The organism is Spirosoma agri (assembly GCF_010747415.1).
GTDB lineage: Bacteria > Bacteroidota > Bacteroidia > Cytophagales > Spirosomataceae > Spirosoma > Spirosoma agri.
Genome location: NZ_JAAGNZ010000001.1, coordinates 2,704,833 through 2,721,000 on the forward strand (window position 1 = coordinate 2,704,833; position 16,168 = coordinate 2,721,000).

Genomic DNA, 16,168 nt, shown 5'->3' on the forward strand with positions numbered 1-16,168 from the left:
AAGTGCTTCTCCTATACTGTCGTGTTTAGCTATTTTAAGTTGAGTAACTTACTTTTGTTGTTTAAAATAACTTTGTTTAGTTAAAAAATAAGCATTTTTTTTCATCCTTTTCAACGACTCATGATGATATCAATCCACATTAAACGAGAAAGTCTTGAGTCCTTTAGACTATCAAATGCGAATACTGCATATTATAGGCAGTATGGATCCCTCAACAGGGGGGCCTTGTCAGGGAATCCGTAATTCTGCGCCTGCACTGGAAGAATTTAGTGTTTATCGGGAAGTAGTTTGCTTCGATACGCCTGATGCGGCTTATCTAGGTAGTGATATTTTTCCCATTCACGCGCTTGGTGTTAAAAAAAATGCGTGGTACTATAGCCCTAAGTTCGTGCCCTGGCTACAGGATAATCTTCACCGATTTGATGCAGTGATTACAAATGGTCTGTGGCTTTATCATTCACAGGCTACTCGAAAAGTAATACAGCGACATCGAAAATCTCGAACTGCAGGTAATGAATTGCGATGGTTCGTTATGCCACACGGTATGTTGGATCCTTATTTTCAGTTGACCCGTGAGCGTAAACTCAAGGCAGTTCGAAACTGGATTTATTGGAAGTTAATGGAACATAAGGTCGTCAATCAGGCTGACGGTATCCTGTTTACAACGGAAATAGAACTGATACTAGCTCGGAAAACATTCAGCCATTATCACCCCCAGCGAGAGACGAATGTGGGCTATGGCATTGAAACTCCTCCGGCTTATAGTACTGATATGCGATCAGTTTTTCTGGAAAAATGCTCAGCCTTAGGTGAGCAACCTTACCTGCTTTTTCTGAGTCGAATAAACTATAAAAAAGGGGTTGATTTGCTTATAAAGGCATATAATACAATTCTAAGTGAAAGTCCGGATCAGACAAAAATTCCCAAACTCGTTATTGCTGGACCGGGTCTTGATACCTCTTACGGGCAGGAGATGAAGCGATTGATTGCTAATACACCTACGCTTTCAGCATCCATTTTTTTTCCTGGAATGCTGACCGGAAATGCCAAATGGGGGGCTCTATATGGGTGTGACGCGTTTCTATTACCCAGCCATCAGGAGAATTTCGGGATTGCTGTAGCGGAAGCTTTAGCTTGTGGTAAGCCCGTATTGATCTCCAACCAGGTTAATATATGGCAAACGCTTGAGAATGACGGTAGCGGATTGGTTGCTGATGATACTCTCGCTGGCACTGAGCAATTGCTTCGGCAGTGGTTAGCATTCACGCCAACGAACAAAAAGGCGATGGGTGATAAAGCCAGGGGTACTTTTGAGCATCATTTTGGAATAGAACAGGCCGCGCTACGCTTTAAAGAAGCAATTAGTTTAAGAGCTATATAATGTATTTAAAGCAATAAGGAAAAATACAATAGCCCTTAACTATGAAACTAGATATTCATTGAAATTCTTTTAGAAGAATTCAATATCAAAATGGTATACATATATTGTATATTTCTTGAAACTTATTGTAAAAATGAATATAGCTTTTTGCGTAAATAAACTCGGATTAATTGGTTTAGGAGCAACAATTTGTTCATTAATTAGAAATTGTTCTAATACAAGAGAATTGAAAATTTTTATTCTTTGTAACAGCTTATCTATTTATGATAAAGATGCTATATCAAAACTATTTGATAAAGAGCGTTACTTGGGGAAGCACAGCTTTATAAGTATTAATCCTGATCTGACTTTTGGTCAATTTCGCTCACTCCATGGTGATTTTACTCCATATGGACGATTGTTACTTGGGGATTTAATTAATGAGTCCATGGTACTTTATCTTGATTCGGATTTAATAGTTGAAGTTGACGTGTTAGGTATTAGAAATTTCAATTTCAACGGTAGAATTTTAGCAGCAGTTGAGGCAGGGCAATTGAAGACAGCTTTAGAAAATAAATTTTACGTAGAAAAATTAGCATTGTCTCCTCAGTTGAGTAGCTTTAATTCAGGGGTTTTACTCTTTAATTTAGATAGGTGGCGTTCGGAAAATGTTAAAGAAAAGTGTCTGAATATGGCAAGGCAATATCCAAATGACCTATTATCTTGCGATCAATCAATACTGAACGGTCTTTTTGCTGGAAACTTTGAGCAACTTCCTCCAGCTTTCAATTGCCCTTGGTATGCTGGTTCAACGAAGCCGGATGTTTCTGACAAAATGATAATTCATTTTGTAGGATCTCCAAAGCCATGGGACATATTTGGGATTCTTACGCACAATGGCTATTATAAGTGGCAGCAGTACCTTAGCGAAGACTGGAGTTCTAGTTTTAAAAAATATAGTTATAACGAATTGAAACGAGCATGGAAAATACGTAGATCTTATGTGAAACTAATTGTAAATAAAATATTGGCAAATAATGTATAACCAAGACACGTTTACCGGACCTTCATTTACGCTTAAAAACCGTATCGCTCGATTTGTTTGGGGGCTGGTTGACGGGGTTTTGTTTCGGTTTTCACCAAAGCCTCTCCATGGCTGGCGAGCGTTTTTGTTGCGTAGTTTTGGTGCGCGAATAGGTCAAGGAGTGCATGTATATCCCGACGTTAAAATATGGGCTCCTTGGAATCTCGATCTTGGTGATGAATGTGGCATAGGCAATGGTGCTATTTTGTATTCTCAAGGGAAAATTACTATTGGCCGCCGGACTGTTATCTCGCAGGGCGCTCATCTGTGTGCAGGGACGCATGATTATACGCAACCCGGTTTTCCACTAATCACTATGCCTATTGTTATCGGTGACCATGCCTGGATTGCCGCTGAAGCGTTTGTTCACCCAGGAATTACGATTGGTGAAGGGTGCGTTGTAGGGGCACGCTCTGTTGTCACCAGTGATATGCCTCCCTGGATGGTCTGTGCAGGACATCCCTGTAAGCCACTCAAAGAACGCAAACTGTTAGGTCAGGTAATTACTGTTTAAAGAAGCTCCTGTATCTTTCCTGTCGATTATTCTACGAAACTTGATATTATGCTTCTCGATTTAACCATTGCTATCCCGGCTCGCAACGAAGAGAAAAATCTACCAATGTGCTTAGACGCTATTGGGACAGATTTAGCACGGCAGGTTGTGGTTATTGATTCAGGAAGTACGGACCGAACCAGAGAGATTGCCAGAGTGCATGGGGCTGAAGTTGTTGACTTTGTCTGGAATGGGAAGTTTCCAAAGAAGCGTAACTGGTATCTGCGTTCGCATACGCCCACCACTAAATGGGTGCTGTTTCTGGATGCGGATGAGCTGTTAACCGACGAATTTAAAGCCGAGTTACGGGAAACACTTGGTCGGAATGAAAACAAGGTTGGGTACTGGCTGCGTTACACCATCTATTTCCTGGGCAAGCAAAATAAAGGCGGCTACTTTCTGCACAAACTCGCTTTGTTTCAGGTAAGCGCGGGAGAGTACGAACGGATCGATGAAGATCAGTGGAGTAAGCTCGATATGGAAATACACGAGCACCCAGTGCTTACCGGAGAAATCGGCACGATCCGTAGCAAGATCGATCATAAGGACCTTCGTGGCGTCTCCTATTACGTAACCAAGCACAACGAGTATTCCAATTGGGAAGCCGCTCGGTATTTAAAGTTAACCAGTGATACACAAGCTGCCCAGCAATGGTCCTGGATGCAAAAAGTAAAGTATGGGCTCATGCAAACGCCGTGGCTGGGACCTATTTACTTTCTGGGCAGTTTCTTTTTGATGGGAGGCTTTCGTGATGGCACGCGTGGGTTTTCGTTTGCGATCCTAAAAATGGCCTATTTTACCCAAACCTATTTAAAGATACGGGAATTGAAGCAAGCTGAAAAAGCGACGCTTGCGCAAACTAAGTCAAAACAGACTGAGCCTGTTGTTTAGGTCAATCCGAAACTGAATCGAACAAGTACTGAATGCGCATACTGATTTACGATATAAATTACTCTCCTGAATTAACCGGGGTTGGTAAATACACGGGCGAAATGGGAGCCTGGCTTGTCAGTCAGGGGCATTCGGTTCGGGTCATCACCGCTATGCCGTACTATCCGGAGTGGGAGGTGCACAAACAATACAAAGGAAAACTCTGGCTGACGGAGACGATTGAGGGGGCCATTGTGCATCGGTGCCCCTTTTACGTGCCCAAAAAGGTAACCTCGCTGAAGCGCATCCTGCACGAGTTTTCGTTTGTGATGAGCAGTCTACCCTATTGGCTACGGGTGTTGGTGGGCAAACCCTACGATGTGGTGATCTGTGTGGCTCCGCCCTTTCACATTGGTCTGATTCCGGCGCTGTACACATCGTTGCGTAAAACACCACTCTGGCTCCATTTGCAGGACTTGCAGATCGATATGGCCAAAGAACTGGGCATGCTGACGAATCAGCGATTTCTGAATTTACTCTTCCAGATCGAACAATTCATTCTAAAACGCTCAACGGTTGTCTCGACCATCAGCGAGGGCATGGTTCGGAAAGCCGCCGAAAAGAACGTCATCAAAGCACCTTGCGTCTTATTTCCAAACTGGGTCGATGACACCTACATAAGGCCATTACCACGTGCCGAATCGCTCCGTGCGGAGTTGGGTTTGCAGGACGATGATAAGGTGGTATTGTATTCGGGTAGTCTGGGCGAAAAGCAGGGGCTGGAATTGATCATTGAAGCCGCCAGGCAGTTTAAGACACGTGCGAATACAAAATTCCTGATCTGTGGATCGGGTGGGGGTAAGGCTCGCCTGGAAGCTCTGGTCCGGGAGTATGCGCTGACCAATGTATCGTTTCACCCGCTGCAACCATACGAGAAGCTGTCAGCCCTGTTGGCAACGGCCGATGTGCATCTGGTACTCCAGAAAAAATCGGCTTCCGATCTGGTATTACCCTCTAAGCTGACGAGTATTCTGGCGGCTGGCGGGTGCGCGCTGGTATCCGCCGTACCGGGCACAACCCTGTACGATGTGATCGATAGACACCGGATGGGTATCCTCATCGAACCCGAATCGGCTGATGCGCTGATCGCGGGTATCGATCAGGCATGTCGAACTGACCTGTCGGTGTACCAGCAGAACGCCAGAGCCTACGCCAAACGATACCTGAGTAAAGAAATGATCTTGCAGGCGTTTGGCGACGAACTGCTGCGTTTACAGCAGAGCGTCTCTGAAAAGGAGTTGGCTGAGTAACCTCACGGCAGTGGCCAGTCTATTTCACGCGAACTGGTTTCAGTTACATTTATTGTGAGGAAATAGGGTCGCCGGATAATAAATTCGAATAGAAGTGTTTAGATCAACCAGCCTAATAATGGTTTGAATACCATATAATTGCATAGAGAAAATACCGTACCAGGGTAGTAAAACGCTTTAAACAGTGCAATTAGGTCTGTCTGAACGTGATCATGAACGCCACTGGTATAAGGGTCAAACCGATGAACGGGTACTGAACGTACGCATGGACTGACCGATAACGCACACACCATTTTAATTCACAGTCTCTATTAACTGATTCGTTCATGAGAACAACTACTCGAAGGGCCGTATGGTCAATGTATGGGCTTTGTCTGGTCATGCTGACCTATGCGTGTCGGAACGAGGATGCGGAGCCACTCAAACCCTTCTCGTTTGATGCGTTGAAAAATCTGCATCTGCCGAATGCAAAAGTATCTGCGCCACCGCCGGTTAACGTTACACCGTCAACAATCACCGAGTCGGCTAGAGCCTCTCAGTTAAGAGCTGCACTGGCTAGTGCACAGAGTGGAACTGTGGATGGAATTATCCCACAGGCCGCTGGTGACATGGCAAATGCGTTATCGTCAACGGGCGCAACCCCAACGGGTTTCAGCAGTAGTTTTTCTCCGGCGGTTCTTTCGGCATTAACATCAACGGGTGCCCTGCCAGCGGGTTTACAGGGAACTGTCAATGCGCTCATCGCTAGTCCGTCGTTACAGCCGTATCTGATTGCGTACACCTTCCCACAGGTAAACGGCCAGTTCGTCTACCCGACGACTACTTCGGTTGTGGGACCAGGAACCGTATCGGTCATCGCGCCACCGATTGTGGTGTTCCCCATTAATTATACGGGCGATGCCTGTTTCAAGCGGGCCAATGATGCATTCGACTCTGCCATTAATAACCTGGAAAATGAGCGGAAAAATCAGGTAGCCACGGCGGATGCCACGTATTCAAGCGCTAAATCAGCCGCCGAAGGGGACGTGCAGGGATGCCTGAGTGGTAACCTGTCAAAATACAGTGGCCTGATCGCCACTGCCCGCCAAAATCTGAACGCGACCATCGGCAACCTGAACGGTGCCCGGTTGACCATTGGTGATACTAATTACAACCTGCTGACTGCACTAGCGTATACGATCTATAGCCAGCAGGTACAGGCGTATTTCAATCTACAGCTTGCCGATATCAATACCTGTTCGATTACGTCTACACTTAAAGTGGCTTCGGCGAAGTTCGCCCGGGATACGGATGTGAACTCGATCAACGATGCGTTCAACACTACGGTGAAACAGGCGCAGGTAATAGCTCTTGGCTTGTATGATGCCTGCCACAATCAGGGTAGCGGTTCCTAACAACAGGTAACCTAGCCGGTAGTCAGGAACGTGGGTCGAACCAATTGACGAGTTGACTACGGATTGAATTATCCTGAGGGTCTATGTATTCAGCGGTATTGATGAGTTGGCGCAGGATAGTGACGAATTGTTTACACGTAGTGCTGGTAACGGGTTTGCTACTGACGGCAGGGTGGAGTAGGGCACAGGTTAATATCTCGGGCAAACCGGGAATCCTGAACATCCCCACTGCCCGATTACTACCGGATGGGACGTTTCAGATGGGGTATCATTACAATCCATCGAATTACGACCTAAGGGCAAATGACCCGAACGCCGTAGTCAGTAGTAATGTAACATACCAGTCAGCCAGTATCTATTATGCGCACCTGGTTGTGCTGCCCCGACTGGAGATAAACGTTAACTTTTACAACGTGAACGGGTATCTGCCCGTAAAGGCCAGAGGGATCGGTGACCGGCAGTTCGACGTAAAATACGGCGTGCTGACAGAGCGTGAACGACGACCATCGGTAGCAGTCATCGTGTCGGCACCTTTCGGCTACGATAATTCGCTCGTGACGTACGCGGCTGTAGCGACCAAGAATGTAACGCTCAGTGAACACGTCACCGCCGAAGTGACCGCTGGTTTTGGGAGTCCGTTCTATTTTGACCGGAGTGATAACGTAGGGAATGACTTCAACATCTTCTCGAACTATAAACTCCACAATAAAAATGAACGTCCGAATCCATACCTATCGGGTCCGTTTGGGGGCGTAGTCGTTCGGTACAAAAAAAATATAGGGGGCATGATCGAGTGGGATGCCCGACACCTGAATCTGGGCGCTTATGCAACACTGTTCAAGCGCTGGACGGTACAGGCGGGCGTCATCAATTTTGATCAGGTTACGTTCGGAACGTCGTATGCCGTTTCGCTGCTGGAACTGCCTAAACGGCTTCGAGTGAAGCGGGGAGACGTAAAGTGATTGATGTAGTGAGTAGCAGAGCGGTACTTGTTTTTTTTGTCGTGTTGGTAGGATGGGCTGGTCAACCCTGTTTGGGTCAGCAAGACCAACAACGGATACTGACGAATTTTGAGAATCTAACGCTCGATAGCAGTACGCACCGGCTTTTTTACGAGCAGCGATTGTATCGAAACCCGTTGATCGGATTGCTTGAGTTGAGTCAGGTGATGAAAAACGAAGCCATAACGGAGTACGTGCCCATGTATCAGGGCGTACCGATCGCGGCTTATCGGCCTTCGGAACCCTGGCGAACTAGTCTGCTGACGAGTGAAGAGCGGAAGCGATTAAGGCGACTCATCCCTTACGGACCGGGTCGTTATAAGGTTGATTTTCGGATCCAACCCGAAGTAATTGCCAATTTCGGCTTCAAGCTGGACCCGTTCCAGACCAAGACGAGCTTGCTGTTGCAGAGTCAGTTGTATTTGAGTCGGGGATTGGTGCTGAATGTTGGGGTGCTGTTTCCGATAGTGAATAATTACGATAACCAACCGATGAACATCCGCCCGGCACCGATTTATCTGAATCAGTTCCTGGCGCTCGATCACCAGAATTTTGTGAGCGGTTCGGTTGGCTTATTTTACAGTAATCAGTACGGCGTCAATGTGCAGTACCGGCGGGCAAACCTGACAAAACCCTGGTCATTCGGACTGGAAGCCAGTATAACGGGCGACTATTATTACCCCGAGACTGGCATTTACTACGAACCGATGAAGCAGGGGATGGTGCTGGCCGACGTTGCCTACCGGATTAACAAAAGGGACATAACGCTTAAGTTGACGGGTGGGCAGTTTTTATATCAGGATCGGGGTGTCAGGCTGGATTTTATCCGGCAGTTTTACTCGGTCGAAGTGGGGCTGTTTGCCACGAAGACGACACGGGGATCAACGGCTGGATTCAACTTTGCCATACCGATTCCGCCGGGCAAAATTGCGCAGTCGAATCGATTGAGAGTACGAACGACGGAGGAATTCCGGTGGGAGTATACTTACAACGGGTCTGGTGCGAATGTCGGAAGTCGGTATCGAGTGGGTAACCAGCTCGACGCGCTGCTCCGGCAGTATCACGGACAGTATCTGAGTCGTCAGCTACAGAACTAACAAAGCTGGTTCGGCCAGCGGGTAATAAGAGTTTTTGATTTCGTAGTACTTCGTTAAAACGGCTTTTGCCGGAATGCCGACCGAATTCCAGCAGTTTTTTATTTTTTGAATCAGTCCACTAACCATTTAGTAAACTTTTCACTGTTATGCGATTATATCTACCGAACCAAATCTGTTACATCGTCATGCGATGCCTGAGCTTACTGCTCGGTCTGACGATCGCCCTACAGGTTTCGGCCGCTCCAGTCGACGTGATAACCGATCCTGTCACGAGCCCAGTGGTCAGTGCTACGAATGGCTGCGGACTGCTTCCACCTGTTCTGACCCCATCGTCCCAGACCGTTGTCAACGTAGGCACGCCTGTCGGCATAACCGCAACCGGTTGCCCAGGGGGGATCATTCAATATTTTGGCAGCGCGGGCGTTTACACCGTAGCGCCAGGTGGCACAATAAGCGTACCGACCAGCACGACCGGTGTTATGATCGTGTCGGCGCTCTGCTCCTTCAGCGGCTGTACCAGCGATGTGGCCGTTGCGACGGTGACGGTTGTTCCATCGAACGTGCCAAGCCTGGCACCAGTTGTGGCAAACGCGATACCAAACCAGAATGCAAGCGTTGGTTCTACGTTCGTCTATCAAATCCCAGTCAACACGTTCAGTGATCCCAAAAATGATCAGTTGACCTTGACGGCAAGCGGTCTGCCCGCTAATCTGTTTTTCAACGGATCGGTTATTATCGGTCCGCTTGAGTCGGCTGGATCGAGCCTGATCACCATCACGGCGACAAACAGCAAAGGGCTGGCAACTAGTGCATCCTTCTCACTTAATGTGTCGGGCGGTCCTGTTGTCACGGAGCCATTTGCGATTACGGGTGTAACGACAGTGAGCTGCGCAACGCTGACCGCTGGTGAACGCCGTCTTACATTCTCGCCTAACTATACGGGCCTAACCGGGCAACCCGTAACATTTGCCGTCGTGAATGAATTTTCGCCAACAACGAATCCGGCTCCGTACACACTGAATCTGTATATAGACAATCCGGTCGTTAGCCTACAGGCAGTACAGGCAGGCACCGCTAACCCGGCAACGTTCACCTACAACTGGTTAGCCGCCTGTAACGCACCAATACCACCAACGACTCCGTTTGCCATCACCGCCGTGACGACGGTGAGCTGTACGACCTTAGCCGCCGGTCAGCGTCAGGTAACTTTCTCGCCGAATTACTCGGGCAAGAACGGGCAGCCTATCTCATTCTCGGTTTTCAACGAACTGAGCGCAACAACGGCTCCCGGACCTTATACGCTGAATCTGTACACCGATAACCCAGTTATTAATTTGCAGGCCGTGCAGGTAGGCACTGTAGGAGCCGCCAGCTTCCAATACAACTGGCTTGCAGCCTGCGGTGGCGGAACCGGACCGAACACAGCCCCAACTGTAGCTACCCCGATTCCTTCGCAGACAGCGACCGTTGGTCAGTATTTCGCCTACACGATTCCGTCGGCAACGTTCGCTGATGCTCAGACCGCCAGCAACCAGTTGACGCTGGCTGTTTCCGGACTACCAGCAGGACTGACATTTACGGCTCCGGCTACGATCAGCGGTACGGTATCGACGACCACTGGCTCACCGTTTACGGTAACGGTAAAGGCTACGGATCCAGGTAGTCTTTCAGTAGCTACTACGTTCCTGCTGACCGTGAAACAAGCTTCTGCCACCGTTCCGTTCTCCATCACGGGCGTAACGACGGTGAGTTGCATGACCGTAACGGCTACGCAACGGGCACTGACCTATACGCCACAATATGTCGGTGTAAATGGCCAAACCATCACGTTCGCTGCGGTCAATGAATCGATGCCAACGACAAGCCCTGGTCCTTACACATTGAATCTGTATACGGATAACCCAACGATTACGCTCCAGGCTATCCAGGCCGGAAGCCCACCAACCTCGTCGAGCTTCCAGTATAACTGGCTGGCGGCCTGTGGTCTGAATTCGGCCCGTGTCGGTGTTGCAGAAAAAGAGCTATCAATATCAATTCTCGGCAACCCAACTTCTTCGGAAACGGTGGACGTTGAAATCCGCGGAGCGGCAGGTCAGACACTGCAATTGAGAACAATTGACAGCAAAGGTCAGAACATCAGCGAAAGCAGTATTCAACAGGCTGGTGGCGTTGAGCGCGCTACGGTTCGGTTGGGTCGGACAACGGGTTTTTACTTCCTACAGGCCACGACGCCAACGCAGCGGCAGGTTGTGAAGATCTTAAAACAGTAAGTAACGATCATGTCGTTTTATAGGGTGCATCGGGCTTAAACGGTGCACCTTTTTTATTGCAGTTCAGTTTTTAAAGATGAAGCTGTATGAGTCAAGCTACCTGGCAGTCTGTTTAGTCCCATCCTGATAAGCACGTACGTTGTGATAAACTGCAAGAGGGCGTTAATTAATTACGAATGAATAGATACCGGGTCGTACGACATATTTTTTTCTGGCTGACCGTCGCTACTGTGGCTTGTACGGAAATAAAGCCGATCGACGTCCCAGGTTGTGTGCCCCCCGCCCTCAACCGGAATCTCGTCGGAACGTGGCATTATAAAGCTACGAGTGGGTTGATCGATGGAGCACCGACAACGGGTTCGCTCCGCTTTAAACCCGATGGGACCGTTGATGATCCTGATCAGGTGTTGGGAAGTAATCAGCAACAATCGAGTGGGTCAATTATAGCTAAACTTTACACGGTCAGCAATGAGTCGGTAGCTATACGGTTAGCCACCAAAGACCAGATCGTTGCCATTATCTTCCTCAACGTAGACGCCAATACCTGCGATAAAATAACGCTCCGACCAGCCTATGATCAGTCTGGGAATTACATAGAACTGACAGACAAAGCAAATTAAACAGGTCGTAAGAAGGCCCGTTACGTACGTCCAATCGACAACTACATAGTCCTGCTGGGCTACCCGGCTGAAGCAGGAAGAGGCCAGTAAACCGGGCCTACACTCAGAATCGGCGAAACCTTGCTCGTTCGCCGATTTTTTGGGGTAGATTTGAGGAAAAATTGCCGTATGCGCGTCTCTATTGCCGTTTTTGCCGGGCTAGTAATCAGCTTATGGAGTGGATCAACGCACTGCTTGATGGCGCAGGCGGTGTGTGCTGACCGTTTATCGTTCACACCTGTTAGTCAGCCCAATCAGATCGAGTGGAACAAGTTTCCCGACTTTACCCTGCCCTTTCCGGTTATTTACGGGGGGCCCCGGTTCGCGGATCAACAGGCAAGCCCGCTTCGGCATGGATTCAGCCATCTGGTTACGGCGAAGGATAATGAGGTCGGCTCGCTCGTCACTGCCCGTCAGCGGGCTACCGTGTATTATGGCTTTGCTACAGGACTCAATCAGCCCTGGGAAACGCTGTCCAGCCCTTGGAACAATAGCCTGATCGCTTACCGCAGCAAGTGGGACAGTTACCTGGCCAGTCTGTCGGGTGGGCAAAAGAATGCGGCTGGATTATACATAATTCCATTCGACAGGCTGGCACTCGACATCGAACGCATACTGCCCAGTGATACGCGGATTCTGGCGCTCAAAAACGAATCGACGATACCGGTTATGTACCGTCAACTGTCGGACGCTGATTTTCTGGTAGCGTATAAAAATGCCATCCGGTCGCTCTACGCGGAGGGCATGTCGTACGTACGTCAGCACACGGACCTGACGAATACGAACGTCAGCAGTTATGCCGATACGCCCATTCTGAATACCTACCTCAACGTAATCGGTAATTCCTGGACGGACTGGACGACGAACCTGAATCGGGTCAATTACCTGGTCAAGGATTCAAGTGGTCGCGGGGTAGGGGGAGCGTATTACGATCAGCTGGACGCTCTGTCGCCATCGGCCTATTACTATTACGATTATCCGAATCCGCTGGCTCGTGACTATTTGCCGTATCTGCTGTTTCATGTGGAGGTGAACCGGGCGTGGAGTACCAAACCCGTTGTTCCGTGGGTGTGGCTGCGGTATCATGACAGTTCCAGCAGTTACCCGAACTTTATTCAGCCGTTTATGGCCGAAGCAACGGCTATTTTCCCCTTTTTCTCCGGGGCATCAGGGCTGTGGCTCTGGGAAAATCCCGGTTTGGAACAGACCCGAACGGATACCTACGCGGCTTACGAACACTTTACGCACGGTCTCTACCGGCTATCACGCTTTGCCGATATGTTTCAGGGGACTTATGAACTGGTTATCGAAACACCCGCCCGCGACTTAATGGACAAACAGTTGCCCGTTTGGCGGGGCGTGGTCAAGGATAATAAAATTCTGATCGCGGCACAAAACTCGTATGCGGCAAACGATACCCAGAAAACGAGTGTGACGGTTCGCTACAAAACCTGGCAGCAAACCATCGAACTGACGGGTCGCGAGGTTTATCTATGTCGATTTGACATGGGCATGGTGACCGCTACGGAAACGGATCTGGCATCGGTAACGGTATCGCCTAACCCGGCCAGCAGCGTAGTTACGGTAACATTTCCCCGCCTGCCAAACACACCGACCGAACTGGTGTTGTTAACGATACAGGGCCAGCTCGTGGTGAAGAAGACGGTCAGCCGCGCGAGCGAACAGTTACTCACTTCGCAGTTACCTGCCGGACTGTATGTCGTACGTATTCAAAACGAAACCGGAAGCCAGACGCAGCGAATTTTGATCACCCACTGATTATCCGACTGCGTTTTATCTTTTTACCGTAAGGGAAACATTAAAATCCGATCCTGCTCCCCTCTCCTGATCAGGCGGTCCGCCGTTGTGGGAGGGGCCGGGGACGGTCGGCCACTGCCGTGAGGTTATACTATGCCAAACCAACTAAGTAACGAAACCAGTCCCTACCTGCTCCAGCATGCCCACAATCCGGTCGACTGGTATCCGTGGGGAGAAGAAGCACTGAACCGGGCCGTAACGGAAAACAAACCGATTCTGGTGAGTATCGGCTATTCGGCCTGCCACTGGTGCCATGTGATGGAGCGCGAATCGTTCGAGAAAGACGAGGTCGCACGGGTGATGAACGAATCGTTTATCTGCATCAAAGTGGACCGGGAAGAACGCCCGGATGTTGATGCCATCTACATGGATGCCGTTCAGGCGATGGGGGTGCAGGGCGGCTGGCCGCTCAACGTGTTCCTGATGCCTGATGCGAAACCCTTCTACGGCGTTACCTATCTGCCGCAGAAAAACTGGGTGAACCTGTTGGGCAGCATTCGCGATGCCTACGTAGAGAATCGACCTGATCTGGAACAGTCGGCGGAGGGGTTCGCCCGTGAGCTAAACCTGACCGACGCCGATCGGTATGGGTTGACACAAACCGATCCCCTGTTTTCGCCGGAAACGCTCGACGTGCTCTATCGGAAAGTAGCCGTTAAAGCTGATGATGAAAAAGGGGGTATGCGTCGTGCGCCGAAATTCCCGATGCCCAGCATCTGGCGGTTTCTCCTACGCTATCATGACGCAACAACCGCTAAGTCATCCGTATCAGTTGTCAATGAGGTAGCACTCGATCAGGTTAAACTGACCCTTGACCGGATGGCGCTTGGTGGTATCTATGATCAACTGGGGGGCGGTTTTGCCCGGTATTCGACCGATGCGGATTGGTTCGCCCCCCATTTCGAGAAGATGCTCTATGACAATGGGCAACTCATCACACTATATGCCGAAGCGTATAGCCTGACCAAAAGCCCCTTGTACCGGCATGTCGTGTACCAGACTATCGGGTTTGCGCAACGCGAGTTATTAAGCCCTGACGGTGGTTTTTACTCCGCACTCGATGCGGACAGCGAGGGCGTGGAGGGCAAATTTTACACGTTTAACACACCGGAACTACGGGAAATCCTGGGTGATGACTACGACTGGTTTGCCGAGCTATACAACCTGACCGATGAAGGAAACTGGGAAGAGGGCCACCATGGACATGGCCACGATGGAAATGGCCACCATGGATATGGGCGCAATATACTGCACCGTACTGAATCGGATGAGTCTTTCGCCCAGCGCATGGGCTGGTCACTGGCTGATCTGAACGTTCGGCTGGATGCCACCCACGTCCGGCTGATGCGGGTGCGCGATGAGCGTATTCGTCCGGGACTGGACGATAAGATACTGTGTTCCTGGAATGGGCTGATGCTGAAAGGACTGGCTACGGCGTACCGGGTATTCGGTGAACCGGAGTTTCTGACGCTGGCGTTGCGACTGGCTTATTTCCTGCTCAAAAAAATGCGCGATAGCCGCAACGGACGACTCTGGCACACCTACAAGAACCGCGACGGCGGACCGAGCCGGGCGCGGCAGGCCGGTTTCCTGGACGATTACGCGGCTGTCATCGATGGGTTACTCGCGCTCTATCAGGCAACCTTCACCGAAAGCTGGCTGTCTGAAGCCGATCAGCTGACGAAATACGTGCTGGCTAACTTCGCCGACAGTGACCCATCCGCCGATGACTTGCTATTCTTCACCGACAAGAATGGGGAAGAGCTCATTGCCCGTCGCAAAGAATTGTTCGATAATGTGATTCCATCGTCAAATTCGATGATGGCCGAGAACTTATATACGTTGAGCTTACTTCTGGATCGATCCGCCTACGCAGAACGGGCTGACCGGATGCTAGGACGGGTGCAACCACTGGTTCAGCAAAACGCTGATTACCTGACCAATTGGGCCGCCCTGTTTGCGCTCCGGGTGCGACCAACCGCCGAAATTGCGATCATTGGCCCGGAGGCTGAGCAATACCGCCGTGAACTGGATGCCGAATTTTATCCGAATAAGGTTATCGTTGGCACAACCGGCAAAGGGGACTTACCTCTGTTGCAGCACCGGAGCACGATTGAGGGGAAGACCGCCGTGTACGTTTGCTATAATCGAGCCTGCCAATTGCCGGTTACGAGCGTAGCCGACGTGTGGACGTTGCTTCGGTAAAAAGAGTGATTAGCGAACGAGTGATTGAGTGACAAAGTGATAACGAAGCCTAGTTATCGAATGGCTGAAATCACTCAAACGCTCTTTCGCTCAATCACTCGTTCGCTAATCACCCCAAGCTGTCAGGATAAGCGTTCGGCGACCGCCATTGTTGCGGTGTTCACCAAGATAGATGCCCTGCCACGTTCCCAGATTCAGCCGCCCGTTCGTGATCGGGATGGTGACCGAGTGACCCAACATGGCCGCTTTCAGGTGAGCGGGCATATCATCGGAGCCTTCATAATCGTGCTGGTAATACGGCGCATTTTCGGGAACGGTCTTATTGAAAAAACGCTCGAAATCGCCCCGCACGGTTGGATCGGCATTTTCATTGATGGTCAGGCTGGCGGATGTGTGCTGGATGAACACCTGCAACAACCCAACCCGGATCTGTTGCAGGTCCGCAAATTCCCGCTCAACGATGCGGGTAATCAGGTGAAAACCGCGCGGATAGGCGGGCAGGTGAATGGTTTGCTGAAAAGTAGGCATATGATTCTGAACGGAGAGT

The 16,168-nt window shown here is 49.7% G+C and carries 13 protein-coding genes; 12 read left to right on the plus strand and 1 reads right to left on the minus strand.

Annotation, left to right across the window (positions count from 1 at the left end; translation table 11 throughout):
- Positions 1-202: 202 nt before the first annotated feature.
- The 12 genes from GK091_RS11180 (at position 203) to GK091_RS11235 (ending at position 15,621) form a co-directional block, all read left to right on the plus strand.
- Positions 203-1,381: a glycosyltransferase gene (locus tag GK091_RS11180; protein WP_246202203.1), complete on the plus strand. Its 1,179-nt coding sequence runs from the start codon at positions 203-205 to the stop codon at positions 1,379-1,381.
- A gap of 115 nt (positions 1,382-1,496) precedes the next feature.
- A complete protein-coding gene (locus GK091_RS11185) occupies positions 1,497-2,405 on the plus strand; it encodes a glycosyltransferase family 8 protein (RefSeq protein WP_246202204.1) in 909 nt (302 codons plus the stop codon).
- Positions 2,398-2,958, plus strand: a complete 561-nt coding sequence (locus GK091_RS11190) for a WcaF family extracellular polysaccharide biosynthesis acetyltransferase (RefSeq protein WP_164037443.1) — start codon at positions 2,398-2,400, stop codon at positions 2,956-2,958. Before GK091_RS11185 ends, GK091_RS11190 begins: the two co-directional genes overlap by 8 nt.
- Positions 2,959-3,006: 48 nt before the next feature.
- The gene (locus GK091_RS11195) at positions 3,007-3,888 is read left to right on the plus strand and encodes a glycosyltransferase family 2 protein (protein ID WP_164037448.1); all 882 of its coding nucleotides are present in this window, start codon (positions 3,007-3,009) and stop codon (positions 3,886-3,888) included.
- A 32-nt stretch (positions 3,889-3,920) separates the two neighbouring features.
- Positions 3,921-5,177: a WcaI family glycosyltransferase gene (locus tag GK091_RS11200; protein WP_164037451.1), complete on the plus strand. Its 1,257-nt coding sequence runs from the start codon at positions 3,921-3,923 to the stop codon at positions 5,175-5,177.
- A 326-nt stretch (positions 5,178-5,503) separates the two neighbouring features.
- Complete coding sequence (locus GK091_RS11205) at positions 5,504-6,571, plus strand: hypothetical protein (protein WP_164037455.1); 1,068 nt, start codon at positions 5,504-5,506, stop codon at positions 6,569-6,571.
- A 140-nt stretch (positions 6,572-6,711) separates the two neighbouring features.
- Positions 6,712-7,533 (plus strand): YjbH domain-containing protein, encoded by an 822-nt coding sequence (locus tag GK091_RS11210; protein ID WP_164037458.1) that lies wholly within the window; start codon positions 6,712-6,714, stop codon positions 7,531-7,533.
- Positions 7,534-7,604: 71 nt separating this feature from the next.
- Positions 7,605-8,669 (plus strand): YjbH domain-containing protein, encoded by a 1,065-nt coding sequence (locus GK091_RS11215; protein ID WP_246202205.1) that lies wholly within the window; start codon positions 7,605-7,607, stop codon positions 8,667-8,669.
- Positions 8,670-8,815: 146 nt separating this feature from the next.
- On the plus strand, positions 8,816-10,939 hold the full coding sequence (locus GK091_RS11220) for a putative Ig domain-containing protein (protein ID WP_164037462.1): 2,124 nt from the start codon (positions 8,816-8,818) through the stop codon (positions 10,937-10,939).
- A 272-nt stretch (positions 10,940-11,211) separates the two neighbouring features.
- The gene (locus tag GK091_RS11225) at positions 11,212-11,559 is read left to right on the plus strand and encodes a hypothetical protein (RefSeq protein ID WP_164037467.1); all 348 of its coding nucleotides are present in this window, start codon (positions 11,212-11,214) and stop codon (positions 11,557-11,559) included.
- A gap of 168 nt (positions 11,560-11,727) precedes the next feature.
- The gene (locus GK091_RS11230; RefSeq protein ID WP_164037473.1) at positions 11,728-13,377 is read left to right on the plus strand and encodes a T9SS type A sorting domain-containing protein; all 1,650 of its coding nucleotides are present in this window, start codon (positions 11,728-11,730) and stop codon (positions 13,375-13,377) included.
- A gap of 132 nt (positions 13,378-13,509) precedes the next feature.
- Positions 13,510-15,621: a thioredoxin domain-containing protein gene (locus GK091_RS11235; RefSeq protein ID WP_164037476.1), complete on the plus strand. Its 2,112-nt coding sequence runs from the start codon at positions 13,510-13,512 to the stop codon at positions 15,619-15,621.
- A 105-nt stretch (positions 15,622-15,726) separates the two neighbouring features.
- Here GK091_RS11235 and GK091_RS11240 read toward each other — a convergent pair whose 3' ends face one another.
- Positions 15,727-16,149 (minus strand): secondary thiamine-phosphate synthase enzyme YjbQ, encoded by a 423-nt coding sequence (locus GK091_RS11240; RefSeq protein ID WP_164037479.1) that lies wholly within the window; start codon positions 16,147-16,149, stop codon positions 15,727-15,729.
- Between the last annotated feature and the right edge of the window lie 19 nt (positions 16,150-16,168).